Origin of the sequence: Streptomyces sp. NPDC051207, assembly GCF_040682395.1 — a bacterium.
Classification (GTDB): Bacteria; Actinomycetota; Actinomycetes; order Streptomycetales; family Streptomycetaceae; genus Streptomyces.
The window spans coordinates 179,331-206,149 of the sequence record NZ_JBFBAX010000010.1 but is presented as its reverse complement, the minus strand read 5'-3'; the positions used below and the strand labels follow the sequence as shown (position 1 = coordinate 206,149).

Here is a 26,819-nt window from a genome sequence, read left to right as displayed (position 1 = left end):
ACCTCAGACACCCAACGGCAGGCAGCGTTTCCCGACTGGCTGGACTGGTACAACTACCACCGACCCCACACCGGCATCGGCGGCCACCCACCAGCCAGCCGCGTCACCAACCTGTCCGAACAGCACACCTAGGGCCTGTGCTCTGAGCCGAGGGGGAGCGATGGGCCCCCCGCGCGAGGCTGTTCGGGCGTGGGGGAACGTGCAGCCGCAGGCGGAGGAGGGCGGCAGCGCGATGGGGGCCCCTCCCGCGCCGGCGAAGCCCGGCCGGGGGGAGCCGGCGAGTGACGACAACGCCGCAGATGTGCGTGCCGCTCCCGCGACGCCGGGGTGATCCGAACGGCGGGCCCCAGGCGTACCCACACCTACTGCGTCAACGGTGCCGCTGCGTACGGTTGTCGTGTGCGAGCCCGTCCGGGCGGGCGCCCGTACGCGGTCCCAGAGCAAGGATTAGGGCGCGCAGCGGCGCGGGGGCCGGCGGCCGAAGTGCCGACGGGTCCCGCGACCGGAGAACCCTCCCGATGTCCTGCCATCCCCAGGACCGCAACGCGTCGAGGACCACCGGGTCTGCCTCGTTCACCAGGGTCGCCCCGAGCGAGGCGTGGTGGTCGGCGAGCAGCCGCTCCTGGAGTGCGCGGGCCGTGCCGGCCCGGTCGCCCGTGTGCGGGTGCACCAGGGTCTCCGTGATCGCGAAGACGTGTCCGGACGCGGTGAGTTGCTCCACATCCTGCGGAAGGGTCCCTTCGAACCCCCGCCACCACGTCCCCTCGCGCCCCACGGGGAACCCGTAGGCGCAGCCGGCAAAGGCCGTGTCCTCCGCGATCAGCAGAGCGAAGCCGGGCCGCCGGATGTCTCCCGTGAGCCTGCGGAGGAACTCCTCCCGGCCCCGGTACTCCGCACCGGGTTGCGCCCGGGAGGACTCCACGTACAGGTCGGCCAGGTCCTCCTGCAGGGTCTCGGCCTGCCAGCGGTCCACCCCGCGCAGACGTACCGCCTGTCCCGCGGCGGGTGCGTGTCCCTCGTCCCGCGGCCGCGGTCCGGGCGGGCGGCTCACAGGGCACCGCCCGGCACGGGGAAAGTCGGCTGTTCCGGGGCACCGGTGGGGCGGAGGGAATGGATCAGGAAGCCCGAGTCGGTGACCTCGACGACGCGAGTCAGGGACTGCGGCGGCCGGTGCAGGCGCAGGATCATCCCGGCCTCCTTGGTGAGTTCCGAGGCCGCGAGGAAGACGTTCAGCCCGCTGACGTCACAGAAGGTGACGGCCGCGAGGTCGACGTCGACGGTACGGGTGCCGTCGTGGAGACACGTCGCCAGCGAGGTGCGCAGCAGCGGGGCAGTGGCCAGGTCGATCTGCCCCACCAGGGTGAAGAGAGTGCGCGAACCGCGGTTTTGGCGGTGGACGTGCAGATCGAGAGGGGGCATGGCTCCTCCTCGGAGCGTCTTTCGGAGCGTCAGTGGGAGGCATCGCGCGGCAGGAATTGCCGCGCCGGCCGCCGTAACGGTGGAGGCGCGATGTGCCCGGCTGCCCTGGGGTCCCGCCGGGGCACCGGGGGCGGCGGCGGCTGGGGCCCTGGCTGTCCTGGGGTCGCGCCGGGGCGCCGGGAGCGGGTGGCGGCTGTCGTCCGGTTTCCCGCCGGCACCGGCGGGGCTTACGTGGGGTTCTTGCGGGTGCGGCGGGGAGGACGCAGCCGCCCGCGTCCGCCGTCGCGACGATCCCGGCGGCCACCGGTACCACTCGCTCCGGACATCCGGCCGTGTGCCTTGCGCCCGGCCGGCGGCGCCGGTGCCCGGACTACGGAGCCGGTACGGCCGTAGTGGAAGTCGGCGATCCGGTCGCCGCGCTGCGCGTTGAGCCGGTGGATGAGAAACGCGCCTAGAGCGATCAGCGCCAGCAGCACGATCACCGTCACGAGGGTGCCCATGGTGCTCACGCCCTCTGGGACTGGTTCGGCACGACGGCGGTGACCGCGCGGCCACGGGGAGGCGCGGCCGGACCGGGAGCCCCGCTCCCTCCCTCGGAGTCCCAGACCGCTTCCCGGGTCCGGTCGGTTTCGGTGGTGCTGCCCCGCGGACCCGCCGCCTCCGCCAGCAGCTCGCTGCCGGTGGCGGTGCGCTGCGGGTCGCTCGCGGCGGCCATCAGCCGTGCGGCCGTCGCGGGGAGTGTCCCCGGGGGCACCACCAGCAGGTTCCAGCGGCCCGTCCGGTACGAGAGAAGCAGCAACTCGTGCGGATCCTGCTCGGCCAGGAACCAACCCACCTTCACCACATGCCCGGCGACGGACACTTTGCGTGGCACGGGCGGCCACTGGGTGGGTTGCACGGTGATCCGGGTGATCCTCCCCCACAGCGGATCGAGTACGGCCGCCAGGGCGGGCAGTTCGGCACCGAGGTCGCGTGAACGCGGCCACCATGCGCCGTCGAGGAGGGCGGGTGCGGAACCGGCGGGTGCGAGCGAGAGACGGACGGCGGGCGCGGGGAGCCCGCCTTCAGGTGTCACCGGGCGGGAGATGGTCGCAGTCATGACGCGGACCCTGCCCCGGGCCGATCGCAACCGGCCCGGCGTCATCGATCACCGAAAACGACACGGTACGGGTACCGGTGTTCGAAAAACCTTCGGTAGCGTCCAGCGTACTCCTCGAACCTCCCGAACGGGCCGTGCGCCCGACGGCCGACGCGGCGGTGAGCCGGATTCCGGGCCGTTGGCCGGATGCGCGGCGGTGAGCCGGATTTTGCGCCCCGTCAGCGGATGGGCCGCCGACGGGAGTGCCGCGACCAGCGCACGGCGGCGAGGGCGAGGGCGGCCACGAGGACCACGACGCCGACGATCAGCAAGTAGCCCAGCCCTTCTGCCGCGACACCGATGATGCCGAGTACGACGGCCACGAGGGCCAGGAAGAAAACGACTGCCATCCGGAGGGCCTCCTTGGTGGAGCCGTGCGATCAGCGGCATGCGAGCTGGCGTTCGCCGGCTGCGCCGGGCTGGTACGGCATGCCGTAATGCTGGAAGATCGCTTCTTCTCGCTCGGCCGGCAGTACGTCGTCGGTACCGACCGACGGGGCTTTCCTCACGAGCTTCTTGTCGTACGCCGTCTTGACGTAGCCGGGTCCGAGGATCACGTCGACAAGGGGGACGAAGACCAGACGGTGCCGGGTGGGCAGCCCGGTCTGGACGGTGGCCATGGCCGGTTCGTCGGTCGTGGTGTCGACATAGACCGCTTCGAGGCGGCCGATCTTGTGCCCCTTCGGGTCCACGACGTCGTGATTGCGCCATTCCCGAATATCGGCTGGACGGATCATGTCTCTGCCTCCTTTACGGGCCGCCGCCCCGGTCGCCATCCGCACCGGGCGTTTCCCACGGGAAACCGGCGTCCTCCCCCTAACGTGCCCCACATCGCCTCGCCCAGGCCACTGCCGGGTGCGGGTGTCCACGCCGACACGGCCGGTCTCCTCGCCGTCATGCTCGACGGCCATGCATGGCGTCGCATTCACCCTGGCTTCCCCAACAGGAGCTTCGGCCTCACGCATCAGCCGGCTGGTGTTCGCCGCCTGCTACGCGGGAACGGTGCTGCTGATGCTGCGCCAGGCCGTCCTCGGCCGGGTGTCGGTGGGCGATGTGGTGCTGGTCGTCGTGCTCGCCGCGCAGGCCAACACGCAGGTGGTGCAGACCGTGGCGCACGGCGTCGATCTCCGGCGGGTACCGCCCGAGAGGTGGCGGGCCCGCACGGCGGCCGCGTTCCAGGGCTTCGTCCGGTACGAGTTCACGGTCCGGCAGGCCGTCGGCGTGGGCGACCTGCCCCGTGCCGACTCGGAGGACGCCGTGCGGACGGCTCTGGCACGCGCGCGGGCGGGCGGTGTGCTCGACGCGCTGCCGGAAGGGCTGGCCACCCGGCTCGGCAGGAGTTACACCGACGGGGCGGAACTCTCCGGCGGCCAGTGGCAGAAACTGGCGCTCGGCCGCGCGTTCATGCGGGACCGGCCGCTTCTGCTGGTTCTGGACGAACCGGCCGCCGCCCTCGACGCCGAGGCGGAACACGCCCTTTTCCAGCGTTATGCCGCACAGGCCGAAAGGTCGGCCGCCCACGGCGGGATCACGCTTCTGGTTTCCCACCGTTTCTCCACGGTGGGGATGGCGGACCTCATCGTCGTGGTCGAAGGAGGCCGGATCGTGGAATCCGGAGATCATGCCACACTGCCGCGGCGCGGCGGTCTCTACGCGGAGCTGTACACACTTCAGGCCTGCGGCTACCGATGAATTCACCGTAACGGGCCCCTGGTGCGGGCGGGGAAATTGTGATGTGCTTTCCAGGTGTCTGATGAAGAGATACTCATCAAGCGTCTCCAGGAAGCGGGATACGCGGCCAAAGCGGTGAAGAAAGCCACCGGCGGAGTGGTCGCAATTGCCGGGATGGTGACCCTCGACGACGATTCTCAGGTATTCGCGAAAACGCTTCTCCGGCCGGACCGGGACATCTTCCCCGTCGAAGCCGCCGGACTGACGGAGCTGCGCGAAACCGGCGGGGCGATCACACCGGAGGTGCTGTGCACCTCGCCCCGGCTGCTCGTGCTGGAGAAGATGCAGCCGCGCCGTGACGACGAGCGCTTCTGGGAGCGGCTCGCCCACACGGTAGCCGCCCTGCACACCTCCACGACCGCCGAGCGGTTCGGCTGGCACCGTCCAGGCTGGCTGGGGCGGCTGCGCCAGGACAACACCTGGGACAGCGACGGCCACGCGTTCCTCGCGGAGCGGCGCATCCTGCGCTGGCTGTCGGAACCCCTGGTCGAGGCGGCCTTCGACGCCGCGGAGCGGCAGGCCCTGGAGCGGCTCTGCGCGGCCCTGCCGGAACTCGTGCCGGACCGGCCCCCGTGCCTGACCCACGGAGATCTGTGGCAGGAGAACATCGTCGCCACCGCCGACGGCACACCCGTGCTCATCGACCCCGCCGCGTCCTACAACTGGCCGGAAATCGACCTCAGCATGCTGTGGTGCTCCCCGCGCCCACCCGTCTCGGACTGCTTCTTCGCCGTGTACGAGGAGATCACCGGGATCGACGACGGCTGGCGGGACCGGATGGACCTCTTCCATCTCCGGGAACTTTTGAGCGTCATCGCCCATGACGACGACGACTGGGGAGCCGCGGAGGCCGTACGGAGGATCATCGCCCCGTTCCGGCGGGACGGCGGCCCGGCGACGGTGTGACCGGCGTGCCACCGCCGGACTCCCCCGCCCCGGGAGCCCGGCGGCACCGGGGCGCCGCCCTATTCCGGGGCCGCCTCGGCGGTACGCCGCTTCTCCCGGCGGGCGGCGTCGTACGCGCGGAACCGGCGGCGCAGCGCGGGCCCCGTGCCCTCCCAGCCGGGGTAGTCCGCGTAGCGAGGGAGCAGCGCGCGAAGCGGAACGCGGGGTCGCCCACGTCGATCCTGCCGCCGTTCTCTTCGAGGTGATCGAGGAACCGCTGCGACTCCCCGACGACCGACCGGTGCGGCAGGCGCCACTCACCCGACGAATAGGCCGCGACCCGCCTGGTCAGACGGGTCCGCGCGGAGGCGGTCCACGTGAATACGCCACGTCGAAAGCCGTGCGGACCCGACGCTGGGGCCTTCCGTGGAAGTGATGCGGGATGCCGGGTACGACTTCGCCGATGTCTGCGTGGCCCCGTGGCACGAGGATCTCAATGCCGCGCTCATCCGGGAACATCACATGGAAACTCTCGACTCCCAGCTCCCGGTAATGACTCAGGGAATAGGGCAACAAAGCAATATCGCCGCCCACCACGGAAACGAAGCGTAAAGTCACGCCCATTACTTTCTGGGCGGCCCGGGCGTCCTGGCAAGGTGGTGCCGTACACCGCGACGGCCCGTACGGTGAGGAGGACGTATGAACTCCAACACCCGAATCGGATGGTTTCTGGCGCACGAGGAATGGCAGCCCGAAGCGCTGATACAGCAGGGAACACGCGCCGAATCAGCCGACTTCGGCGCCCTCAGTCCTCATCCAGCACCGATCCAGCACGGTGCGCATTCATCCAGCACATCCAGCATGCGTGACCGCAGTGAGTTGGGCCCGCCCACCACCAAGCATCTGTTGTGTACACCTGGGACACTCGGTACCCTTGGGCGCATGACGCAGCCGCTGCCCATAGAGTCCATCCGCGACGTGCGCGCACACTTGGCGGAGGTCGTGGAGCGCGCAGACCGCGACGACGTGCCCACGGTAATCACCCGCCGAGGCAAGGAAGTCGCCGCCATCGTCTCCATCGAGGTGCTACGCAAGTACCAGGAGTGGGAAGAGCGCGAGATCAACCGGATCATCGACGAGCGCATGGCCAACCCCGCACCCGGCATCCCGATCGAGGACATCATGAGGGAGACGCTGGCGCGCGGTGAGTGAGTACGGAACCGTCTTCCGCCCCGAGGCGCAGGCAGAGCTGCGGAAGATCCCTCGCGACATGGCGCTGCGCATCCTGGCCAAGCTGCCAGAACTGGAAACCGACCCTCTCGGCTTCAACACCACCGCGCTCGTATCCCAGCCCGAGCGTCGCCGCCTGCGCGTCGGCGACTACCGCGTCGTCTACACGATCGACAACGGAGAGCTGGTGATCTGGGTGGTTCACGTGGGACACCGGTCCACCGTCTACGAGATCTGATTGCCGCTGATCCCACGTCAGAATATCCAGCACCCATCCAGCACGGTGACGACGAAGGGGTCGGACTCGACGGAGCCCGACCCCTTCTGACCTGTACGTTTTCCACGTCAGTGATGTGGTGTTATGTCACCCGCTACACATTGAACCGGAACTCCACCACATCCCCGTCCTGCATCACGTAGTCCTTGCCCTCCATGCGCGCCTTGCCCTTCGCGCGGGCCTCCGCGACCGAGCCCGTCTCGACCAGGTCGTCGAAGGAGATGACCTCGGCCTTGATGAAGCCCTTCTGGAAGTCCGTGTGGATGACACCGGCGGCCTCGGGGGCGGTGGCGCCCTTCTTGATCGTCCAGGCGCGGGATTCCTTGGGGCCGGCCGTCAGGTACGTCTGCAGGCCGAGCGTGTTGAAGCCGACCCGGGCGAGCGTGGCGAGGCCGGGCTCCTGCGCGCCGACGGACTCCAGCAGCTCCATGGCGTCGGCGTCGTCCAGCTCGGCCAGCTCCGCCTCCAGCTTCGCGTTGAGGAAGATCGCCTCGGCCGGGGCCACCAGCGCGCGCTGCTCGTCCTTGAAGTCCTCGTCGACCAGCTCGTCCTCGTCGACGTTGAAGACGTAGAGGAAGGGCTTCGTCGTCAGCAGGTGCAGGTCGTGGAGCAGCTCCGCACGCTCGCTGCCCTGGACGATGCCGTGCGCGAAGAGCGTGTCGCCCTTCTCCAGAATCTCCTTGGCCTCCTCGACCGCCTTCACCTTCGGCGCGAGGTCCTTCTTGATCCGCGACTCCTTCTGGAGGCGCGGCAGGACCTTCTCGATGGTCTGGAGGTCGGCGAGGATCAGCTCGGTGTTGATCGTCTCGATGTCGTCCTTCGGCGAGACCTTGCCGTCCACGTGGACCACGTTCTCGTCCTTGAAGGCGCGGATGACCTGGCAGATCGCGTCGGACTCACGGATGTTCGCCAGGAACTTGTTGCCCAGGCCCTCGCCCTCGGACGCGCCGCGCACGATGCCGGCGATGTCCACGAAGTCCACGGTCGCCGGAATGATCCGCTGCGAGCCGAAGATCTCGGCCAGCTTGCCGAGACGGGCGTCGGGAACGCCGACCACGCCGACGTTCGGCTCGATCGTGGCGAACGGGTAGTTGGCCGCCAGCACGTCGTTCTTGGTCAGGGCATTGAACAGGGTCGACTTGCCGACATTCGGCAGGCCGACGATTCCGATCGTGAGCGACACGTTGCGACTTCCCGTACGTGAGGAGGAGGACGGACTGGCGGTGGGCTGTGAGGGCCGATCCACCAGTCTACGGCGTGCCGCACACCCTCCCGGCGCCCCGTCGAACGCCTGCCGAACGGCGCCATCGGCGTGTCTGAGGAGTGATTCAGCACATAAAACGACCTAAGTTGGTTGAGTGGAGCAACACAGGACGCGACCTGCGCAGTACGGACCGCGACGCGGCCGGCCGCCGCTGCCCCCGCAGGGGGGCCGGGCGGCGGGCGGCGGCTCGCCCCGCCCCGCACCCCGCCCACCGGGCCCGCCCCACGGAAGGGGCAACGGGAGCCGAGACGGGAGCAGTGGTAGCAGTGGCGGCGGTGGCGCCGACGGCCTCAGCCACCGCGACGGCGGTGGCGGGAGCGGTGGTGAGGGCCGCGCCGACCCCCGCCGCACCGCCGACCCCCGCCGCACCCTCAGCCCCAGTCCCGGCCCTGGAGCTGGACCCGGACCTCGCCCCCGTTCCGCACCCCGCCCCCGCTCCGAGCCCCGTCCCGGCACGCCCAGCAACGGCACCCCCCGGCGCCCGGTCGCTTTCCGGCGTCCCGCCGCGCTGACACCCGGCGGTGCCGGCCTCCGCTTCCCCGACCCCCGCCTCACCGGTCTCGGCGGCGGCCTCTTCTGCGTCGCCGTGCTGGTCCTGCTGGGCGCTGTCGACCACGTACTGTTCGGCGACTCGCTCACCGTCTACGGCGTGCTGTTCCTGCCGGTGTGCGTGCTGACCGCGCTGTGGGTCCGGCCCAGTGACGTACTGACCGCGCCCGTCGTCGTACCCATCGCCTTCGCGCTCGGGCTGCTGCCCGTGGCGCCGCGCGGTGACGACGCCGGCGACCGGCTGATGGGGCTCGTCAGCGCACTGGCCACGGAGGCGGGCTGGCTGTACGCCGGGACACTCGCCGCCGGTGCGATCGCCCTCGTCCGCCGCATTCGCCTCGTCCGGCGCCGCACCGCCGCCCGCGACCGCGCGACCCCCTGACCGCCGCCCCGGCCCGCCTCCGCCGGAACCTGCCAGAATCCGCCAGAACACTCACGCAACCACCCACGAACCGCGAACCAGCCCACGACAGCCGACAGCCACCAGCCGACCGGCACCAGCCATCAGGCACCCGGCCCGGCACCCGGCGCCAGACCTCAGCAACCAGCCGCCGCCCCCCCTACCCCCGCTCCCCCGCCCGCATCGCCGCCCCCACAATCCCCGCATTGTTCTGCAACTGCGCCGGGACGATCTCCGCCTTGATGCCCTCTATGCAGTGCAGGAACTTGTGCGCCTTGCGGCTGACCCCGCCGCCGATGATGAACAGCTCCGGGGAGAACAGCATCTCGACGTGCGCGAGGTACTGCTGGACGCGGTGCGCCCACTCCTCCCATGTCAGGTCGTCATCGTCCTTGGCCTTGCTGGAGGCGCGCTTCTCGGCCTCGTGACCGTGCAGTTCCAGGTGGCCCAGCTCCGTGTTGGGTACGAGGGTGCCGTCGACGAAGAGGGCGCTGCCGATGCCCGTGCCGAAGGTCAGCAGGACGACCGTGCCCCGGCGGCCCTGTCCGGCGCCGAAGTGCATCTCGGCGACGCCCGCCGCGTCCGCGTCGTTCACCACGGTGACCGGCAGGCCGCCGAGGCGGTCGCCGAGCAGGGCTCTGGCGTCCGTGTCGATCCAGGCCCTGTCGACGTTCGCCGCCGTACGGATCGTGGCGCCGTCGGTCACCACGCCCGGGAACGTGATGCCGACGGGCCCTGTCCAGCCGTAGTGCTCGACGACCTCTTTCACGCTGTCGGCCACCCCGTCCGGCGTGGCCGGTTGCGGGGTGAGCACCTTGAAGCGCTCCTGGGCGAGGTCGCCCCGCTCGAGATCGACCGGGGCGCCCTTGATTCCGGATCCGCCGATGTCCACTCCGAAGATCTGCATGGCCCTACGCTACGACGTACGACTGACAGTCACCGACAGCGGTGCGTCACTGGGCAGCGACGCCCGGGGCGCCCGAGCCGCCCCGCTCGGCCACCAGCGCTGCCGCCTCCTCGCGCAGGTCGCGGCGGAGTTCCTTGGGGAGCGAGAAGGTGATGGACTCCTCGGCGGCCTTGACGATCTCGACGTCCTCGAAGCCGCGCCGGGCCAGCCAGTCCAGGACCTGCTCGACCAGCACCTCCGGCACGGACGCGCCCGAGGTGACGCCGACCGTGGAGACGCCCTCCAGCCAGGCCTCGTCGATCTCGTCGGCGAAGTCGACCAGGTACGCCTCGCGGGCGCCGGCGAGCTTGGCGACCTCGACCAGCCGCTTGGAGTTGGAGGAGTTGCGGGAGCCGACCACGATGACCAGCTCCGCCTCGGCGCCCATCTGCTTCACGGCGAGCTGGCGGTTCTGCGTGGCGTAGCAGATGTCGTCGCTGGGCGGCGAGATCAGCTGCGGGAACTTCTCCTTGAGGGCGTCGACGGTCTCCATGGTCTCGTCCACGGACAGCGTGGTCTGGGAGAGCCACACGACCTTGGACGGGTCGCGGACCTCGACCTTGGAGACGTCCCCGGGGCCGTCCACGAGCTGGATGTGGTCGGGGGCCTCGCCGGAGGTGCCGATGACCTCCTCGTGGCCCTCGTGCCCGATCAGGAGGATGTCGTAGTCCTCGTTGGCGAAGCGGACGGCTTCCTTGTGGACCTTGGTGACCAGCGGGCAGGTCGCGTCGATGGTGGCGAGCCGGCCCTGCCTGGCCTCCTCGTGGACGGTCGGGGCCACGCCGTGCGCCGAGAACATGACGATGCTGCCCGGCGGCACCTCCTCCGTCCGCTCGACGAAGATGGCGCCCTTCTTCTCCAGGGTCTGGACGACGTACTTGTTGTGGACGATCTCGTGCCGGACGTAGACGGGAGCCCCGTACTGCTCCAGGGCTTTCTCGACGGCGATCACGGCGCGGTCCACACCCGCGCAGTAGCCCCGGGGGGCGGCGAGCAGGACACGGCGGCCAGACGAAGCAGTCATGCGGACCATCGTAAGGCCGCGCACGGCGGCTCGAAGATCCCCTGTGTGCGGACTGCCCGGGTGGGCGACGGTGTTCGGCACGCGGGCGCTGTCGGTGGCTGCGACTACGCTCACGGGCATGGCTGTCAACACGTCCGCGGAGGCTCCGCTGCCCGTCGGTGAGGTGTCGCGCCTCATCGGCGGCTGGATCGACCGGCTCGGCGCGGTGTGGGTCGAGGGGCAGATCACCCAGCTCTCCCGGCGCCCGGGCGCCGGCGTCGTGTTCCTGACGCTGCGCGACCCGTCGTACGACATCTCCGTGAGCGTCACCTGCTACCGGCAGGTGTTCGACGCGGTCGCGGACGTCGTGAGCGAGGGCGCCCGCGTGGTGGTGCACGCGAAACCGGAGTGGTACGCGCCGCGCGGGCAGCTGTCGCTGCGGGCCGCCGAGATGCGGCCGGTGGGTGTCGGTGAGCTGCTGGCGCGGCTTGAGCAGCTGAAGAAGTCGCTCGCGCGGGAGGGGCTGTTCGCGGCCGAGCGCAAGAAGCCGCTGCCCTTCCTGCCGCAGTTGGTCGGGCTGGTGTGCGGGCGGGCCTCGGCCGCCGAGCGGGACGTCCTGGAGAACGCCAGGCACCGCTGGCCCGCCGTCCGCTTCGAGGTGCGCAACGTCGCCGTGCAGGGGGTGCACGCGGTCCCGCAGGTCGTGCAGGCCGTCAAGGAGCTCGACGCGCTGGAGGAGGTCGACGTGATCGTCGTGGCGCGCGGCGGCGGCAGCGTGGAGGACCTGCTGCCGTTCTCCGACGAGCAGCTGGTGCGCGCGGTCGCGGCCTGCCGTACGCCGGTGGTGTCGGCGATCGGGCACGAGCCGGACAATCCGCTGCTGGACCACGTGGCCGACCTGCGCGCCTCCACCCCCACCGACGCGGCGAAGAAGGTCGTGCCGGACGTGGGCGAGGAGTACGAGCGCGTGCGGATGCTGCGGGACCGGGCCCGGCGCTGCGTGGAGGCGTACCTGGACCGGGAGGAGCGGGGGCTCGCGCACGCGCTGGCCCGCCCGTCGATACAGGACCCGCACCGGATGATCGACGCACGGTCCGAGGAGGTGACGGCGCTGCTCGACCGCGGGCGGCGCTGCCTGCGGCACCAGCTCGACCGGGCCGACTCGGAGCTGTCGCACACGCACGCGCGCGTGGTGGCCCTGTCCCCCGCCGCGACCCTCCAGCGCGGGTACGCGGTGCTGCAGCGGGCGGACGGGCACGCGGTGCGCGATCCCGGCGAGGTGGCGGCCGGGGAGGCGCTGCGGGCGCGGGTCTCCGAGGGCGAGTTCTCCGTACGAGTCGACGCATAGGGTGAGTGGATGACCAGCGAGGTGGACAAGGTGGCGGAGCCGGCGGCCGTGGCCGAGGCGCTCGGGTACGAGCAGGCACGGGACGAGCTGATCGAGGTGGTGCGCCGCCTGGAGGCGGGCGGTACGACGCTGGAGGAGTCGCTCGCGCTGTGGGAGCGGGGCGAGGAGCTGGCCAAGGTGTGCCGGCGCTGGCTGGACGGGGCGCGGGCGCGGCTGGACGCGGCGCTGGCGGAGGAGGAGGCCGGGGCGGACGAGGGGACCGAGTAGAGCCGGCGGCCCTTCGGTGTGAGGCGGGCCACCCGGACACCCCTTTTGGTTGAACGTTGAACTTCTGTCGCGTACGGTCGATGCCGTCAGCCGATCTTCGGAACCGACATCGAGAAAGTGCAGACATGTCCCTCGTTCTTGACCCCGCCGCCCAGGACCTGCTGTTCCGCGAGGCCCGCACCGCGAACACCTTCGCCGACGAGCCGGTGACCGACGAACAGGTCCGGGCGATCTACGACCTGGTCAAGTACGGCCCCACCGCCTTCAACCAGTCGCCGCTGCGCATCACGCTGGTCCGCTCCGCCGAGGCCCGCGAGCGCCTGGTGCAGCACATGGCGGAGGGCAACCGGCCCAAGACCGCCTCGGCACCGCTGGTGGCCGTCCTCTCCGCGGACAACGAGTTCCACGAGGAGCTGCCGCAGCTCTTCCCGCACTTCCCGCAGGCCAAGGACGCGTTCTTCGCCGAGCGCCCGGTCCGCGAGGGCTCCGCCACGCTGAACGCCGCCCTCCAGGCCGCGTACTTCATCGTCGGCGTCCGCGCCGCCGGTCTCGCCGCCGGCCCGATGACGGGCTTCGACGCCGAGGGCGTCCGCAAGGAGTTCCTGGACGACGACCACACCCCGCTGATGGTCGTCAACATCGGCAGGCCGGGCCCGGACGCCTGGTTCCCGCGCTCCCCGCGCCTGGCCTACGACGAGGTCGTCACCACCGTCTGACCACCCCCGCGCACCGAGAGGCCCCCGGCTCACATCGCCGGGGGCCTCTCCGTGCCAGTGCGCCGTGACACCCGGGGCGCCGTGACGCCGTGGCGGCTACTTCATCTCCAGCGACTCGGCCATCGTCCTCAGCTTCCCGAACGACGCCGTGCCCGCGACGACCGTCGTCTCGCCCTTGTCGCCCTCGAGCACCAGCGCGTCGTACCGGCCGCCGCTGTACCGGGTCCAGGAGCGGCCGTCGATCCGCTCGGTCTTCCCGGTCGCCTCCGAGCCCTGCGTCGCCTCGTCGATGAACTGCCCGCGCTTGCCCGCCGACTGCTTGATCACCACGTACTGCCCGTCCGGGCCGTGGAAGCCCAGGTGCCACGCGTCGGACTTGTCGCCCTCGAAACGGACCGAGGTCGGCTTCCAGCTGTCCGGCAGCCCGACCGGCGCGGCCACCGGGTACGACGCCGCCCTGCGCGCCGTCAGCAGCTCCACGCGGTAGTCCACCCGCTCGACGGCGGCCTCCTTGCCGTCGTCGTGCGGGATGAAGAGGTACACCACTCCCGCCGCGAGCAAGATGACCCCCAGGGACAGAACCATGTCCAGGGCCGACTTCTGCTTGCCATTGCTACCTGCCACAGCCCCTATCGTCGCAGGTGCCCGGCCCGCTCATCCGTGGGGTCCCCTGCTCATTCTGTCGGCCTGACGATAGAGTCGGGCCCAACACCCTCATCCGGCCGTCGTCGTACAGAAAGGTGCGCTCCGATGACCGAGCATCATCACTTGCCGTCCGAACTGGATGTGCCCTCCGAGGCCCCCGACCGCAACCTCGCCCTCGAACTGGTCCGGGTGACCGAGGCCGCGGCGATGGCCGCCGGCCGCTGGGTGGGCCGCGGTGACAAGAACGGCGCCGACGGTGCCGCGGTGCGCGCCATGCGGACCCTCGTCTCCACCGTCTCCATGAACGGCGTCGTCGTCATCGGCGAGGGCGAGAAGGACGAAGCCCCGATGCTCTTCAACGGGGAGCGCGTCGGCGACGGCACCGGCCCCGAGGTCGACATCGCCGTCGACCCGATCGACGGCACCACGCTGACCGCCAAGGGCATGCCGAACGCGATCGCCGTCCTGGCGGCCACCGAGCGCGGCGCGATGTTCGACCCGTCGGCCGTCTTCTACATGGACAAGCTGGTCACCGGCCCCGAGGCCGCCGACTTCGTCGACATCAACGCGCCCGTGTCCGTGAACATCCGCCGCGTCGCCAAGGCCAAGCGGTCCACGCCCGAGGACGTCACCGTCGTCATCCTGGACCGGCCCCGCCACGAGGGGCTCATCACCGAGGTCCGCGAGACCGGCGCCCGCATCAAGCTCATCTCGGACGGCGACGTGGCCGGCTCCATCCTGGCGCTGCGCGAGGGCACCGGCATCGACCTGCTGCTCGGCGTCGGCGGCACCCCCGAGGGCATCATCTCGGCCTGCGCCGTGAAGTGCCTGGGCGGCACCATCCAGGGCAAGCTGTGGCCCAAGGACGACGAGGAGCGGCAGCGGGCGATCGACGCCGGGCACGACCTGGAGCGCGTCCTGACCACCGACGACCTGGTCTCCGGCGACAACGTGTTCTTCGCCGCGACCGGCATCACCGACGGCGAGCTGCTGCGCGGGGTGCGCTACCGCTCCGAGACGGCGACGACGTCGTCCATCGTGATGCGGTCGCGGTCCGGCACGGTGCGGCGGATCGACTCCGAGCACCGGCTGAGCAAGCTGCGGGCGTACAGCGCGATCGACTTCGACCGGGCCAAGTAACCGGGCCGAGCGACTTCGCACGGCGCGCGGTTACTCACCAGAGAAGGGGCACCCCCTGTGCGGAGGGGGTGCCCCTTCCTTCTGCTCGCGGCGCCGCGGGTCAGCCCGCGGCGGCTATGCGGTCCGTCGTACGCGCCGTCTTCTTCAGTTCCAGGTCGCGGCGGCGGCGCCGGGCCAGCACCACTCGGCGCTCGGCGGCGGTCAGGCCGCCCCAGACGCCGTAGGGCTCGGGCTGGAGGAGGGCGTGCTCGCGGCACTCGACCATGACGGGGCAGCGCGCGCAGACGCGCTTGGCCGCCTCTTCGCGGGAGAGCCGGGCGGCGGTGGGTTCTTTGGACGGCGCGAAGAACAGGCCGGCCTCGTCGCGTCGGCACACCGCCTCGGTGTGCCACGGGGCGTCCTGGTCCCTGTCGCGCGCGGGCACCCGCTGGGCCGGAACGGCAGCTACCTGCAGGGACGAATGCGGCGGTTGCAGCACGGTCTACTCCTGACGACGGCTTCGCGAGCGAGAGACGATGCAGCAAGGCCTACCCGCTGTGCGCGCGCCTATGCACTGAGTTCCGAACCGCCCGGTCTGCACGGGGCGTTGAGTATTCCTCGAGCGTCCCGGGGAGCGCGCCGCTACAGATGTCCCCGCGCGCTCTTGCCGGCCGTGCCGCCGTGCACGCGATGGAGGATGTCCGCGACGAGCCTGCCGCGTCTGAGCCGCCCCTCGATGTTGCCGAGGACGGCCCACCCGTCGACGTACACCACGGGGGCCTCCGCCTCGGGCGAGTCCATGGTGTCCACGTCGAAGGTGCCGAGGACGCCGCCGCCCAGGCCGCGCAGCGACGCGTTCTCCGGGACGCGTATCTGGACGTCGCCGCAGAACGACACCGCCTTGATCACGACCTGCTGGTGGTCGAAGAGGGCCTCGCTGAGGTCGATCTCGACGCTGCCGAATATCGCGTAGGCGTGGATGCGGCGGCCCGTGCGCCAGCGGCCCTTGCGGGCGGCGGCACTGAACACCGCGACCACGCTGTCGTCCGGGTCGACCGGGATCGCGCCCGCCGTGGGGCGGTTGGGGGCCGGACTCCACGCCGGGGCGGATGGCCGGCCGTGCGCGACGGGCAGGTCCCGGACGAAGACCTCCAGCTCGCCGACCGTCTTGGCGCTCAGCACCCCCTCGACCCGCTCCGCGTGCTCCTCGGCGGTGAGCCGGCCCTCGGCCAGGGCCTCGCGCAGGATGTCGGCGACGCGGTCGCGCTCGGCGTCCGACGCGCGCAGGTCGGCGGGGCGCGCCGCCGTGCCCGGCCGCGGGTCCTCTGCTGGGGCGTGCTGGTGAAGGTCCACCGCAGCAGCGTACCGAAACGCGATACATCGCAACCAGGCCTGTGCACCACTTGGGACATCCCCCGTGCCCAACCGCGGAACGCCACCTGTGGACAACCTCCGGGAACGACCCGCGGAGAACCCCGGAGAGCAACTGAGCCCGACCTCACAACCTCGCCGTCCGCCACAGGTTCTACGCTGGTGGGCGCTGCCCATGGAGGCCAGCCGCAGTCCGTCGAGTGAGGAATGGGCGAGATGCCTGAGTTCGCGTACACCGATCTGCTCCCCATGGGAGAGGACACCACCCCCTACCGGCTGGTGACCTCCGAGGGTGTCTCCACCTTCGAGGCCGACGGGCGGACCTTCCTCAAGGTGGAGCCGGAGGCCCTGCGCAAGCTGGCCGAGGAGGCCATCCACGACATCCAGCACTACCTGCGGCCCGCGCACCTCGCGCAGCTGCGCCGGATCATCGACGACCCCGAGGCGTCGGCCAACGACAAGTTCGTGGCGCTGGACCTGCTGAAGAACGCGAACATCGCCGCCGCCGGCGTGCTCCCCATGTGCCAGGACACCGGCACGGCCATCGTCATGGGCAAGCGCGGGCAGAACGTCCTCACCGGGGGCCGCGACGAGGAGGCCCTGTCCCGGGGCGTCTACGACGCCTACACCAGGCTCAACCTGCGCTACTCGCAGATGGCTCCGCTCACCATGTGGGAGGAGAGGAACACCGGCTCCAACCTCCCGGCGCAGATCGAGCTGTACGCGACCGACGGCGGCGCCTACAAGTTCCTGTTCATGGCGAAGGGCGGCGGCTCCGCCAACAAGTCGTTCCTGTACCAGGAGACCAAGGCCGTCCTGAACGAGTCCTCCATGATGAAGTTCCTGGAGGAGAAGATCCGCTCGCTCGGCACGGCCGCCTGCCCGCCGTACCACCTGGCGATCGTCGTCGGCGGCACGAGCGCCGAGTACGCCCTGAAGACCGCGAAGTACGCCTCCGCGCACTACCTGGACACCATTCCCGCCGAGGGCTCGCCGCTCGGGCACGGCTTCCGCGACAAGGAGCTGGAGCAGAAGGTCTTCGAGCTGACGCAGCGGATCGGCATCGGCGCGCAGTTCGGCGGCAAGTACTTCTGCCACGACGTGCGCGTGGTGCGCCTGCCGAGGCACGGCGCCTCATGCCCGGTCGCCATCGCCGTGTCCTGCTCCGCCGACCGCCAGGCCGTCGCCAAGATCACCGCCGAGGGCGTCTTCCTGGAGCAGCTGGAGACCGACCCGGCGCGCTTCCTGCCCGACACCACCGAGGAGGACCTGATCCAGTCCGGCGAGGTCGTGAAGATCGACCTGAACCGGCCGATGGACGAGATCCTCGCCGAACTCACCCGGCACAAGGTGAAGACCCGTCTGTCGCTGACCGGCCCGCTCGTCGTGGCCCGCGACATCGCGCACGCCAAGATCAAGGAGCGGCTGGACGCGGGCGAGGAGATGCCGCAGTACCTGAAGGACCACCCGGTGTACTACGCGGGCCCGGCGAAGACGCCCGAGGGCTACGCGTCCGGCTCCTTCGGCCCGACCACGGCCGGCCGCATGGACTCCTACGTCGAGCAGTTCCAGGCGGCGGGCGGCTCCAAGGTGATGCTCGCCAAGGGCAACCGCAGCAAGCAGGTCACGGACGCGTGCGCGGCGCACGGCGGCTTCTACCTGGGCTCCATCGGCGGCCCGGCGGCCCGTCTCGCGCAGGACTGCATCAAGAAGGTCGAGGTCCTGGAGTACGAGGAGCTCGGCATGGAGGCGGTCTGGAGGATCGAGGTCGAGGACTTCCCGGCGTTCATCGTCGTGGACGACAAGGGCAACGACTTCTTCCAGGATCCGGCTCCGGCCCCGACCTTCACGTCCATTCCGGTACGGGGCCCCGGACTCGGCTGACGGAAACGGGTGACGGCGCACTTCCACGGGGAACAGTGGTCGCGTTCCTGATGCTGTGACACGTGGAGGTGATCGTCGATGACCGACGAGCAGGACAGCGGCAGCCACCGCATCGAGCGCGACTCCATGGGCGAGGTCCGGGTGCCCGCCCACGCCAAGTGGCGGGCCCAGACGCAGCGGGCCGTGGAGAACTTCCCGGTGTCCGGGCAGCGCATCGAGCGGGCCCACATCGAGGCGCTCGCCCGGATCAAGGGCGCCGCCGCCAAGGTGAACGCCCGGCTCGGGGTGCTCGACGCGCGGATCGCCGAGGCCATTCAGCAGGCGGCGGCCGAGGTCGCCGAGGGGCGCTGGGACGAGCACTTCCCGGTCGACGTCTTCCAGACCGGTTCCGGCACGTCGTCCAACATGAACGCCAACGAGGTCATCGCGACCCTGGCCGGTGAGCGGCTCGGCCGGGACGTGCACCCCAACGACCACGTGAACGCCTCCCAGTCGTCCAACGACGTCTTCCCGTCCTCCATCCACATCGCCGCGACCGCCGCCGTCACCCGGGACCTGATCCCCGCCCTGGAGCACCTCGCCGCGGCGCTGGAGCGCAAGGCGGCGGAGTTCGCCGACGTCGTGAAGTCGGGGCGCACCCACCTCATGGACGCCACGCCCGTCACGCTGGGCCAGGAGTTCGGCGGGTACGCGGCCCAGGTGCGCCACGGCGTCGAGCGGCTGCGGGCCTCGCTGCCGCGCCTCGCCGAGCTGCCGCTGGGCGGCACGGCGGTCGGCACCGGCATCAACACCCCGCCCGGCTTCTCCGCGGCCGTCATCGAGGAGGTGGCCCGCGTCACCGGGTTGCCGCTGACCGAGGCGCGCGACCACTTCGAGGCGCAGGGCGCCCGGGACGGCATCGTGGAGACCAGCGGGCAGCTGCGGACCGTCGCCGTGTCGCTGACGAAGATCGCCAACGACCTGCGCTGGATGGCGTCCGGGCCGCGCACCGGGCTGGCCGAGATCTCCCTGCCCGACCTCCAGCCCGGCTCGTCGATCATGCCGGGGAAGGTCAACCCCGTCATCCCCGAGGCCGTGCTCATGGTGGCCGCCCAGGTCGTCGGCAACGACGCGACCGTGGCCACGGCCGGGGCCGCCGGGAACTTCGAGCTCAACGTGATGCTGCCGGTCATCGCCAGGAACGTCCTGGAGTCCGTGCGGCTGCTCGCCAACGTCTCCCGGCTGCTGGCCGACCGCACCGTCGACGGCGTCGTCGCGCACCGGGAACGGGCCCGGGAGTACGCCGAGTCGTCGCCCTCGGTGGTGACGCCGCTCAACAAGTACATCGGCTACGAGGAGGCCGCCAAGATCGCCAAGAAGGCCCTCGCGGAGCGGAAGACGATCCGTGAGGCCGTCCTGGAGGGCGGATACGTCGAGCGGGGCGACCTGACCCGGGAGCAGCTCGACGAGGCGCTCGACGTCCTGCGGATGACCCGGCCGTGACCGGCGCCGCGCCGCGCCGGGCACCGGCGCGCGAACCGTGACGCGCGCCGCAGCGTCGTATCCCCGTGACACCTAATATCTCGGCATGACGGACGGTGACGCGGTGAGCACGGAGGCGGGAGCGGGCGATGCCCCGCGTTTCTGGAGACCCGGGACACCGATCCTGTGGCGCTACCGGGAGAACGCCGGGGAGGCCTTCCACATCGCGCGCCCCGTCACCGTCGTACGGGACGACGCGGAGCTGCTCGCGGTGTGGCTGGCGGCCGGCACGGAGTGCGTGAAGCCGGCGCTCGCCGACGGCACGCCCCCGCACCTGGAGCCGCTCTCGACGCGCTACACCAAGCCGCGGACCGTGCGGCGCGGCCGGTGGTTCGGCACGGGCGTGCTGAAGCTGGCCCGGCCCGGCGAGCCCTGGTCGGTGTGGCTGTTCTGGGAGCCGGGCTGGAGGTTCAAGAACTGGTACGTGAACCTGGAGGAGCCGCTGGCCCGCTGGGAGGGCGGCGTGGACTCCGAGGACCATTTCCTGGACATCTCCGTGCACCCGGACCGCAGCTGGCACTGGCGCGACGAGGACGAGTTCGCGCAGGCCCAGCGGGACGGGCTGATGGACGCGCGGCTGGCCGGGCGGGTGCGGCGGGCGGGCCGGGACGCGGTGGAGGTGATCCGCGCCTGGGGGCCGCCGTTCGCGGACGGCTGGCAGGACTGGCGCCCCCATCCGTCCTGGGGGGTACCGTCTCTGCCGGATGACTGGGACCGTACGCCCGCGCACGTGTCCTCATGAGACCCTTGATGCGCCCCCGGGCAAGAAACGTAGGATCTTCCTCCGCAAGGGCGCGCAGGGGCAAACACCGGAGCACGCGCTGGGCTTGACCGATCGTCACCGAGGGGCGGCTGGACGTGAGCGAGGGGTACGAGGGCACCACCGGCAGGGGTCGCGGCAGGCCTGCCGGTCGCACAGAAGCAACCTCTGACCACGCGGGAATTCCGTTCCGGGGACACTCATTCCGGGTATCGGAATATCGGCGGGACGAACTGCACGCGCGGCGCGCAGCCCCGGACGGATGGATTCGACACGCGTGACGGAGCAGCCGACTTCCTTCGAGCGCCCCCAGGCGGGCGCCGCCCCCGCGGACCCCTGCGGGGCGCTCCTGAGTACCCCGACGCCGCCACGGGCCGCCCCCGGCTTACCGCCGCAGGCCCGCACCGGTGGCGAGCCGGGCACGGCGGTGGCGTCCGGCGCCGCGCCGGAACCGGCCGGCTCCGAGCACTCCCAGCCGGGTGCCGAGCAGTCCACCGGGCCTCAGACGCACCGCCCGCGCCCCGTCCCCGAGGCCATACCGGCCCAGCCCGGCGGGCAGCCGGGCGAGGTGCCGCCGGTGTCCGACGGGCAGGACCGCCGTACCGGCCAGGGGCCGCAGCGGGGCATGCCGACGCCGATGCGGCGCGACGGCGACCGGCTGCGGTTCGTGGGCGCGGCCACGCGGCGGATCGCCCGGGGCATCGACCTCGACGAGATCGTGATGGGGCTGTGCCGGGCGACCGTGCCGACGTTCTCCGACGCGATCCTCGTCTATCTGCGCGACCCGCTGCCCGTCGGTGACGAGCGGCCCACCGGACCCCTGGTGCTGCGCCTGCGCCGCACCGACCGCATCCCGGCCGAGCGGGACACCGAGGGCGGTTTCATGCCCGCGGCGCAGCCGGAGCCGTCCGAGCTGGACATGGTCGGCAGCGAGCTGTGCGAGGTGCGGCCCGGCAGCGCGCTCGCGGAGGTGCTGCGCGGGGTACGGCCGGTCTTCACGGACGCGCCGGCCGCCCGCGCCGCGCTGCCGGAACTGCTCGGCGAGGGCAACGAGATCGTCGTACCGGGCGGGCAGCGCGCCATCCTGGCCCCGCTGCGCGGCCGGCGGCGGGTGATCGGCGCCGCGCTGTTCCTGCGCCGCCCCGACCGCCTGGCCTTCGAGACGGACGACCTGCTGGTCGCGGCGCAGCTCGCCACGCACAGCGCGCTGGGCATCGACAAGGCGGTGCTGTACGGCCGTGAGGCGTACATCGCCGACGAGCTGCAGCGCACCATGCTGCCGGAGACGCTGCCGCAGCCGACCGGCGTGCGGCTCGCCTCGCGCTACCTCCCGGCCGCCGAGACGGCCCGCGTCGGCGGCGACTGGTACGACGCGATCCCGCTGCCGGGCAGCCGCGTCGCCCTCGTCGTCGGCGACGTCATGGGCCACTCGATGACATCGGCGGCGATCATGGGCCAGCTGCGCACCACGGCGCAGACCCTGGCCGGTCTCGACCTGCCGCCGCAGGAGGTGCTGCACCACCTCGACGAGCAGGCGCAGCGGCTCGGCACCGACCGCATGGCGACCTGCCTGTACGCGGTGTACGACCCGGTGTCGCACCGCATCACCATCGCCAACGCCGGCCACCCGCCGCCCGTCCTGCTGCACCTGGGCGGCCACGCCGAGGTGCTGCGGGTCCCGGCGGGGGCGCCCATCGGGGTCGGCGGCGTCGACTTCGAGGCGGTGGAGCTGGACGCCCCGGCCGGCGGCACCCTGCTGCTCTACACGGACGGGCTGGTGGAGTCGCGGCTGCGGGACGTGTGGACCGGGATAGAGCAGCTGCGCGAGAAGCTCGCCGCGACCGCGCAGCTCACCGGACCGGACCATCCGCCGCCCCTGGAGGCGCTGTGCGACGAGGTCCTGGACATGCTCGGCCCGGGCGACCGGGACGACGACATCGCGCTGCTCGCGGCCCGCTTCGACGGGATCGCGCCGAGCGACGTGGCGTACTGGTTCCTGGAGCCGGAGGACGCCGCGCCGGGCCGGGCCCGGCGGCTGGCGCGGCGCGCGCTGGCCCGCTGGGGCATGGAGGACCTCACGGACTCGGTGGAGCTGCTGGTCAGCGAGGTCGTGACGAACGCCGTGCGGTATGCCTCGCGGCCGGTCACGCTGCGGCTGCTGCGCACCGACGTGCTGCGCTGCGAGGTCGGGGACGACGTGCCGCAGCTGCCGCGGCTGAGGCAGGCTCGGGCCACGGACGAGGGCGGGCGCGGGCTGTATCTGGTGAACCGGCTGGCCCGGCGCTGGGGCGCGACCCGGCTGAGCACCGGCAAGGTGGTCTGGTTCGAGCTGAACCGGGGCTGACCGCCCGCCCGCACGCGACACGACGAGGGGCGCCCGGCACTGTGCCGGGCGCCCCTCGTCCCGTACGGGCCGGCGCTCGTCCCGTGCGGGTCAGCGCTCGTCCTTGTCGCGTCCGCTGCCCGGTTCCACGGGGTCGAGGCTGATGTCGTCCGAGGGCTCGCCGGTCGACGGAGGCGCCGTGGGAGATCCGGTCGGGGACTGGGTCGGCGTCTGGGTGGGTTCCTCGGTGGTCGGCGTCCCGGAGGGCGCCTCGCTCGTCGGTTCCTTCGTCGTCGGCGTCTCGCTCGGCTCCTCGGTGGTGGGCTCCTCGCTGACGGTCGGGCTCTCGGTCGGCTCCACGCCCGCGCCCTGCTTGGTGCGCAGGTCGAACTCGCTGACCTCGTCCAGCACGCCGAAGGTGTACGCCGACCAGATCAGCGCCGGGAAGCCACCGCCGTTGACCCGGGGCAGGCCGCCCGCGCCGTACATCTTGGTCTGGGCGTGGGTCTTGGCGTCCTCGCCGAACAGGCCGACCGCGGTGACCAGGTCGGGGGTGTAGCCGGCGAACCAGGCCGACTTGTTGTCGTCGGACGTACCGGTCTTGCCCGCGACCTGCTGGCCGCGGCGCAGCGGGTTCTCCCGCACGGACACCTTGGCCGTACCGTCGTCGACCACGCCGGTCAGCACCGACGTCACCGTGTCGGCGGCCTCGCGGCTGATGACCTGCTCGCCGACCGCGTCGGGCATCGTGACCGTGCGGCTCAGGTGCTCCGCGGACTTCACGATGGTCGGCGTGACCTGCCGGCCGTGGTTGGCGAGGGTGGCGTAGACCCCGGCCATCTCCAGGGGGCTCGCGCCCATGCTGCCCAGGGTCTGCGCGGGCACCGCCTGCATGCCCTCGACGTCCATGCCGAGCTTGCCGGCGGTCTCCACGACCCGTTCCATGCCGACGTCGACGCCCATCTGCGCGAAGACGGAGTTGACGGACTTGTTCATCGCGGTCTGGACGGTGATGTCGCCGTAGTCGCGGTCGTCCTCGTTCTGGGGTGCGAAGCCGACCTTGGTGCCGTTGTCCACGACCGGGCGCCTGCTGGTGCCGTCGTAGATCGTGTCGGCGGTGATCGGTGTGCCGTCCTGGGTCTCGGCGTCCTCCTCCACGGCGGCGGCCAGGATGACCGGCTTGAAGGTGGAGGCGGGCTGGTAGTCGGTGCGGGTCGCGTTGTTCAGGTAGTGCTTGAAGTAGTCGACGCCGCCGTACATGGCGACGACCTTGCCGTTCTTCGGGTCCACCGAGACGGCGCCGGCCTGGACGTTCCGGTCGACCTTGCGCTTCTTCGGGTCGAGCTTGCTGGTGAGCTGCGTCCGGGCGGCCTTCTCCAGCGCCTTCTGCTTCTTCTTGTCGATGTTGAGCGTGATGGTCCAGCCGCCGCTGTTGACCATCGTCCCGGCCTGCTTGAGGTTCTCGGCGGCGCCCTCGGCGACGAGCTGCCTCTCCAGCTGGCTGTTGGCCGCGTTCACCAGGTAGCCGGTCTGGCCCTCCATGCCGGGCGCGCCCCGCGGTTCCTCGGGCACCGGGAACTCCATGCCCTGGCGGTCGGCGCTGCTCAGCCAGTTTTCCTCGACCATGTTGTCCAGGACGTAGTTCCAGCGGGCCTTGACCAGTTTCCTGCCGGTGTCGGACGCGCCCTGCCAGTCGTACTGGCTCGGCGCCTGGAGCAGCGCGGCGAGGTACGCGCCCTGCTCGACGGTGAGGTTCTCGGCGTCGCTGCGGTAGTAGGCCTGGGCGGCGGCCTGGATGCCGTAGGCGCCGCGGCCGTAGTAGCTGGTGTTGATGTAACCGGCGAGGATCTCGTCCTTGGTCTTCTCGCGGTCCACCTTCAGCGAGATGACCAGCTCCTTGAGCTTGCGGGAGACGGTCTGTTCCTGCGTGAGGTAGTAGTTCTTGACGTACTGCTGGGTGATGGTCGAGCCGCCCTGGGCGCCGCGGCCGGCGAGCGTGTTGAACACGCCGCGCGCGGTGCCCTTCAGGTCGACGCCGGCGTCCTTGTAGAACGTCTTGTTCTCGGCGGCGACGAAGGTCCTCTGGACGTCCTTGGGGACGTTGGCCAGGTCGACTATCTCGCGGTTGCGCTCGCCGGAGCGGGCCATCATCGAGCCGTCGCTGTACTGGTAGACGTTGCTCTGCAGCTCGGCGTCGGCGTTGCCCTCGGGGATGTCGATCACCATGTACAGCACGATGAAGGCGCCCATGCCGAGCAGGCACAGGCCGAAGAAGGTGCCGAGCACCCTCTTCCAGGTGAACAACCCGCGTATGCCGCTCCTGCCGCCGCCGCGGGCGGCACGCCGGGCCGCGGCCCGGCCTCCGACGCCGGCCGACGGGGCCCCGGACGAGCGCCTGGGCGCGGCGCGACGGCCGCCGCGCTGCCGCGCTCGTCTCTCTTCCGCTCGTCCCATGGGTCCGATCCGCTCCGCTTCACTCATGTGCGATCAGGAATCACACAGGTTCGCCGCTCAGGTCAGCTCAGAAAGCTAACACCGGGAGATGTGGCACAGGGGTGCCGATCCCGTGCTTCACGGACGTGACAATCAGCACCCGCCCCACTGGAACCGACGTTCAAGAGGGGTTCAAGGTTGCCAAGGGCGGGAAAAGTGATATCACTTAGCTAGACACACGCCAGACACAGCCAGTCGCACCGGCCGCCGGTGCGGGAACGGGGAACCCGCCATGCCCACACAGAACACCCAGGTCAGCGCCGACGTGCCGGAGATGCCGGCGCCACGCGTGCGGGAGGTCCAGGCGCACAGCATCGGCGGCGGACTCGCGCTGCTGCTCGGGCTGCTCGGCCTGCTGGTCGCCGTCGGCCTGATCGTCGGCGCGACGGCGGTCTCCGCGACCGGCGCCAAGGCCGCCCTGATCATCGGCGGCGTCCTGATCGGTCTCGCCGCGTTCCTGGCGATGTGCGGACTGAACATGGTCGCGCCGGGTGAGGCGCGGGTCGTGCAGCTGTTCGGCCGCTACCGGGGCACGATCCGGCAGGACGGGCTGCGCTGGGTGAACCCCTTCACCTCGCGCACCAAGATCTCCACCCGGGTCCGCAACCACGAGACCGCCGTCCTGAAGGTGAACGACGCCTACGGCAACCCGATCGAACTCGCCGCGGTCGTGGTGTGGCGGGTCGAGGACACCGCGCAGGCCACCTTCGAGGTGGACGACTACATCGAGTTCGTCTCCACCCAGACCGAGGCGGCCGTCCGGCACATCGCCATCGAGTACCCCTACGACGCCCACGACGAGGACGGCCTGTCGCTGCGCGGCAACGCCGAGGAGATCACCGAGAAGCTCGCCGTCGAACTGCACGCGCGCGTGGAGGCGGCCGGCGTGCAGATCATCGAGTCCCGCTTCACGCACCTCGCCTACGCCCCCGAGATCGCCTCGGCGATGCTCCAGCGCCAGCAGGCGGGCGCGGTCGTCGCGGCCCGGCGTCAGATCGTGGACGGCGCGGTCGGCATGGTCGAGGCGGCGCTCGCCCAGATCGCCCAGCAGGACATCGTGGAGCTGGACGAGGAGCGCAAGGCCGCGATGGTGTCCAACCTGCTGGTGGTGCTGTGCGGGGACCGGGCCGCCCAGCCGGTCCTCAACACCGGGACCCTCTACCAGTGACGGCCCCCTCCGAGGAGCCCACTCCTCAGCGTCGCAGGCCGCAGCAGCGCAAGCAGGTGCTGCTGCGGCTCGACCCGTCGGTGTACGAGGCGCTGGCGCGGTGGGCGGGCGACGAGCTGCGGTCCGCCAACGCGCAGATCGAGTTCCTGCTGCGCAAGGCGCTGTCCGAGGCCGGCCGGCTGCCGACGGACACCGGGCCGCTGCCGCGGCGGGGGCGGCCCCCCGGGGTTTCCGGCTCCGGGCCCCCGCCTGCCTGACGGACGCGGCCCTGAAGCATGCGGAGCCGTCGTAGCGGAATCGTGACAACCGGCCGCCACCTGCACCGCCGTACGCCCTGCCACGCTCCCCGCACTCCGCGTATA

Annotated in this window: 29 protein-coding genes; 16 read left to right on the top strand and 13 right to left on the bottom strand. The window is 71.2% G+C overall.

Translation table 11 applies throughout. The annotated features are described in order from the left end of the window. On the top strand, positions 1-132 hold a 132-nt coding region (locus AB0M97_RS13515), incomplete at its 5' end, for an integrase core domain-containing protein (protein ID WP_365960987.1). A 238-nt stretch (positions 133-370) separates the two neighbouring features. On the opposite strand, the gene AB0M97_RS13510 is transcribed toward AB0M97_RS13515, so the two are convergent. The 6 genes from AB0M97_RS13510 to AB0M97_RS13485 all read right to left on the bottom strand — a co-directional run bounded on the left by AB0M97_RS13510 (position 371) and on the right by AB0M97_RS13485 (position 3,294). Continuing rightward, complete coding sequence (locus AB0M97_RS13510; protein WP_365960974.1) at positions 371-973, bottom strand: hypothetical protein; 603 nt, start codon at positions 971-973, stop codon at positions 371-373. Between the two features lie 74 nt (positions 974-1,047). Continuing rightward, entirely contained in the window at positions 1,048-1,419 is a 372-nt protein-coding gene (locus tag AB0M97_RS13505; protein WP_365960973.1) for an STAS domain-containing protein, read from the bottom strand. Positions 1,420-1,646: 227 nt separating this feature from the next. Next, positions 1,647-1,919: a hypothetical protein gene (locus AB0M97_RS13500; RefSeq protein WP_365960972.1), complete on the bottom strand. Its 273-nt coding sequence runs from the start codon at positions 1,917-1,919 to the stop codon at positions 1,647-1,649. A 5-nt stretch (positions 1,920-1,924) separates the two neighbouring features. Next, positions 1,925-2,518: a DUF5994 family protein gene (locus tag AB0M97_RS13495; protein WP_365960970.1), complete on the bottom strand. Its 594-nt coding sequence runs from the start codon at positions 2,516-2,518 to the stop codon at positions 1,925-1,927. 218 nt (positions 2,519-2,736) lie between these two features. Further along, entirely contained in the window at positions 2,737-2,907 is a 171-nt protein-coding gene (locus AB0M97_RS13490; protein ID WP_365960969.1) for a hypothetical protein, read from the bottom strand. A gap of 30 nt (positions 2,908-2,937) precedes the next feature. Continuing rightward, the gene (locus AB0M97_RS13485; RefSeq protein ID WP_365960968.1) at positions 2,938-3,294 is read right to left on the bottom strand and encodes a PRC-barrel domain-containing protein; all 357 of its coding nucleotides are present in this window, start codon (positions 3,292-3,294) and stop codon (positions 2,938-2,940) included. A gap of 172 nt (positions 3,295-3,466) precedes the next feature. On the opposite strand from AB0M97_RS13485, the gene AB0M97_RS13480 reads away from it, so the two are divergent. From AB0M97_RS13480 to AB0M97_RS13465, 4 genes are all read left to right on the top strand, one after another. Next, a complete protein-coding gene (locus AB0M97_RS13480) occupies positions 3,467-4,249 on the top strand; it encodes an ABC transporter ATP-binding protein (RefSeq protein WP_365960966.1) in 783 nt (260 codons plus the stop codon). 54 nt (positions 4,250-4,303) lie between these two features. Further along, positions 4,304-5,194, top strand: coding sequence for a fructosamine kinase family protein (locus AB0M97_RS13475; protein ID WP_365960964.1), 891 nt, complete (start codon positions 4,304-4,306; stop codon positions 5,192-5,194). A 921-nt stretch (positions 5,195-6,115) separates the two neighbouring features. Beyond that, positions 6,116-6,385 (top strand): type II toxin-antitoxin system Phd/YefM family antitoxin, encoded by a 270-nt coding sequence (locus AB0M97_RS13470; RefSeq protein ID WP_071283180.1) that lies wholly within the window; start codon positions 6,116-6,118, stop codon positions 6,383-6,385. Then, complete coding sequence (locus AB0M97_RS13465) at positions 6,378-6,641, top strand: type II toxin-antitoxin system RelE/ParE family toxin (RefSeq protein WP_365960963.1); 264 nt, start codon at positions 6,378-6,380, stop codon at positions 6,639-6,641. The genes AB0M97_RS13470 and AB0M97_RS13465 overlap by 8 nt, the downstream gene beginning before the upstream one ends. A gap of 133 nt (positions 6,642-6,774) precedes the next feature. Here AB0M97_RS13465 and ychF read toward each other — a convergent pair whose 3' ends face one another. After that, entirely contained in the window at positions 6,775-7,863 is a 1,089-nt protein-coding gene (ychF, locus tag AB0M97_RS13460; protein ID WP_365960962.1) for a redox-regulated ATPase YchF, read from the bottom strand. Positions 7,864-8,530: 667 nt separating this feature from the next. Here ychF and AB0M97_RS13455 point away from each other — a divergent pair. Beyond that, a complete protein-coding gene (locus AB0M97_RS13455) occupies positions 8,531-8,875 on the top strand; it encodes a DUF6542 domain-containing protein (protein WP_365960961.1) in 345 nt (114 codons plus the stop codon). 178 nt (positions 8,876-9,053) lie between these two features. Here AB0M97_RS13455 and ppgK read toward each other — a convergent pair whose 3' ends face one another. Both ppgK and AB0M97_RS13445 read right to left on the bottom strand, forming a co-directional pair. Beyond that, positions 9,054-9,800, bottom strand: a complete 747-nt coding sequence (gene ppgK / locus AB0M97_RS13450; protein ID WP_365960960.1) for a polyphosphate--glucose phosphotransferase — start codon at positions 9,798-9,800, stop codon at positions 9,054-9,056. Positions 9,801-9,846: 46 nt separating this feature from the next. After that, positions 9,847-10,872, bottom strand: coding sequence for a 4-hydroxy-3-methylbut-2-enyl diphosphate reductase (locus AB0M97_RS13445; protein ID WP_365960986.1), 1,026 nt, complete (start codon positions 10,870-10,872; stop codon positions 9,847-9,849). 109 nt (positions 10,873-10,981) lie between these two features. Here AB0M97_RS13445 and xseA point away from each other — a divergent pair, with 109 nt between their 5' ends. The 3 genes from xseA to AB0M97_RS13430 all read left to right on the top strand — a co-directional run bounded on the left by xseA (position 10,982) and on the right by AB0M97_RS13430 (position 13,173). Next, a complete protein-coding gene (gene xseA, locus AB0M97_RS13440) occupies positions 10,982-12,190 on the top strand; it encodes an exodeoxyribonuclease VII large subunit (RefSeq protein ID WP_365960959.1) in 1,209 nt (402 codons plus the stop codon). A 9-nt stretch (positions 12,191-12,199) separates the two neighbouring features. After that, positions 12,200-12,457: an exodeoxyribonuclease VII small subunit gene (locus AB0M97_RS13435; RefSeq protein WP_365960958.1), complete on the top strand. Its 258-nt coding sequence runs from the start codon at positions 12,200-12,202 to the stop codon at positions 12,455-12,457. 125 nt (positions 12,458-12,582) lie between these two features. Then, complete coding sequence (locus AB0M97_RS13430; RefSeq protein WP_365960956.1) at positions 12,583-13,173, top strand: malonic semialdehyde reductase; 591 nt, start codon at positions 12,583-12,585, stop codon at positions 13,171-13,173. A gap of 96 nt (positions 13,174-13,269) precedes the next feature. Here the strand turns inward: AB0M97_RS13430 and AB0M97_RS13425 are convergent, their stop codons facing one another. Next, a complete protein-coding gene (locus AB0M97_RS13425) occupies positions 13,270-13,797 on the bottom strand; it encodes a DUF4245 domain-containing protein (RefSeq protein ID WP_365960955.1) in 528 nt (175 codons plus the stop codon). Positions 13,798-13,923: 126 nt separating this feature from the next. Here AB0M97_RS13425 and glpX point away from each other — a divergent pair, with 126 nt between their 5' ends. Then, positions 13,924-14,958 carry a class II fructose-bisphosphatase gene (glpX, locus tag AB0M97_RS13420; RefSeq protein WP_365960954.1) on the top strand — a complete coding sequence of 345 codons (1,035 nt, stop codon included), beginning with the start codon at positions 13,924-13,926 and terminating at the stop codon, positions 14,956-14,958. Between the two features lie 100 nt (positions 14,959-15,058). On the opposite strand, the gene AB0M97_RS13415 is transcribed toward glpX, so the two are convergent. Together AB0M97_RS13415 and AB0M97_RS13410 are read right to left on the bottom strand one after the other, a co-directional pair. Next, positions 15,059-15,436: a WhiB family transcriptional regulator gene (locus AB0M97_RS13415; protein WP_365960953.1), complete on the bottom strand. Its 378-nt coding sequence runs from the start codon at positions 15,434-15,436 to the stop codon at positions 15,059-15,061. A gap of 143 nt (positions 15,437-15,579) precedes the next feature. Further along, a complete protein-coding gene (locus AB0M97_RS13410; protein ID WP_365960952.1) occupies positions 15,580-16,290 on the bottom strand; it encodes a DUF1707 domain-containing protein in 711 nt (236 codons plus the stop codon). A 225-nt stretch (positions 16,291-16,515) separates the two neighbouring features. On the opposite strand from AB0M97_RS13410, the gene AB0M97_RS13405 reads away from it, so the two are divergent. The 4 genes from AB0M97_RS13405 to AB0M97_RS13390 all read left to right on the top strand — a co-directional run bounded on the left by AB0M97_RS13405 (position 16,516) and on the right by AB0M97_RS13390 (position 22,817). Continuing rightward, positions 16,516-18,192 carry a fumarate hydratase gene (locus AB0M97_RS13405; protein WP_365960951.1) on the top strand — a complete coding sequence of 559 codons (1,677 nt, stop codon included), beginning with the start codon at positions 16,516-16,518 and terminating at the stop codon, positions 18,190-18,192. 78 nt (positions 18,193-18,270) lie between these two features. Continuing rightward, a complete protein-coding gene (locus AB0M97_RS13400; protein WP_365960950.1) occupies positions 18,271-19,674 on the top strand; it encodes a class II fumarate hydratase in 1,404 nt (467 codons plus the stop codon). 85 nt (positions 19,675-19,759) lie between these two features. After that, positions 19,760-20,455, top strand: a complete 696-nt coding sequence (locus AB0M97_RS13395) for a DUF402 domain-containing protein (protein ID WP_365960949.1) — start codon at positions 19,760-19,762, stop codon at positions 20,453-20,455. 280 nt (positions 20,456-20,735) lie between these two features. Further along, on the top strand, positions 20,736-22,817 hold the full coding sequence (locus AB0M97_RS13390; RefSeq protein ID WP_365960948.1) for a SpoIIE family protein phosphatase: 2,082 nt from the start codon (positions 20,736-20,738) through the stop codon (positions 22,815-22,817). Positions 22,818-22,907: 90 nt separating this feature from the next. On the opposite strand, the gene AB0M97_RS13385 is transcribed toward AB0M97_RS13390, so the two are convergent. Then, positions 22,908-25,250, bottom strand: a complete 2,343-nt coding sequence (locus AB0M97_RS13385) for a transglycosylase domain-containing protein (RefSeq protein ID WP_365960947.1) — start codon at positions 25,248-25,250, stop codon at positions 22,908-22,910. Between the two features lie 271 nt (positions 25,251-25,521). On the opposite strand from AB0M97_RS13385, the gene AB0M97_RS13380 reads away from it, so the two are divergent. Further along, positions 25,522-26,457 (top strand): SPFH domain-containing protein, encoded by a 936-nt coding sequence (locus AB0M97_RS13380; RefSeq protein WP_365960946.1) that lies wholly within the window; start codon positions 25,522-25,524, stop codon positions 26,455-26,457. Further along, on the top strand, positions 26,454-26,714 hold the full coding sequence (locus AB0M97_RS13375) for a hypothetical protein (RefSeq protein ID WP_365960945.1): 261 nt from the start codon (positions 26,454-26,456) through the stop codon (positions 26,712-26,714). Before AB0M97_RS13380 ends, AB0M97_RS13375 begins: the two co-directional genes overlap by 4 nt. The last annotated feature ends 105 nt before the right edge of the window (positions 26,715-26,819 follow it).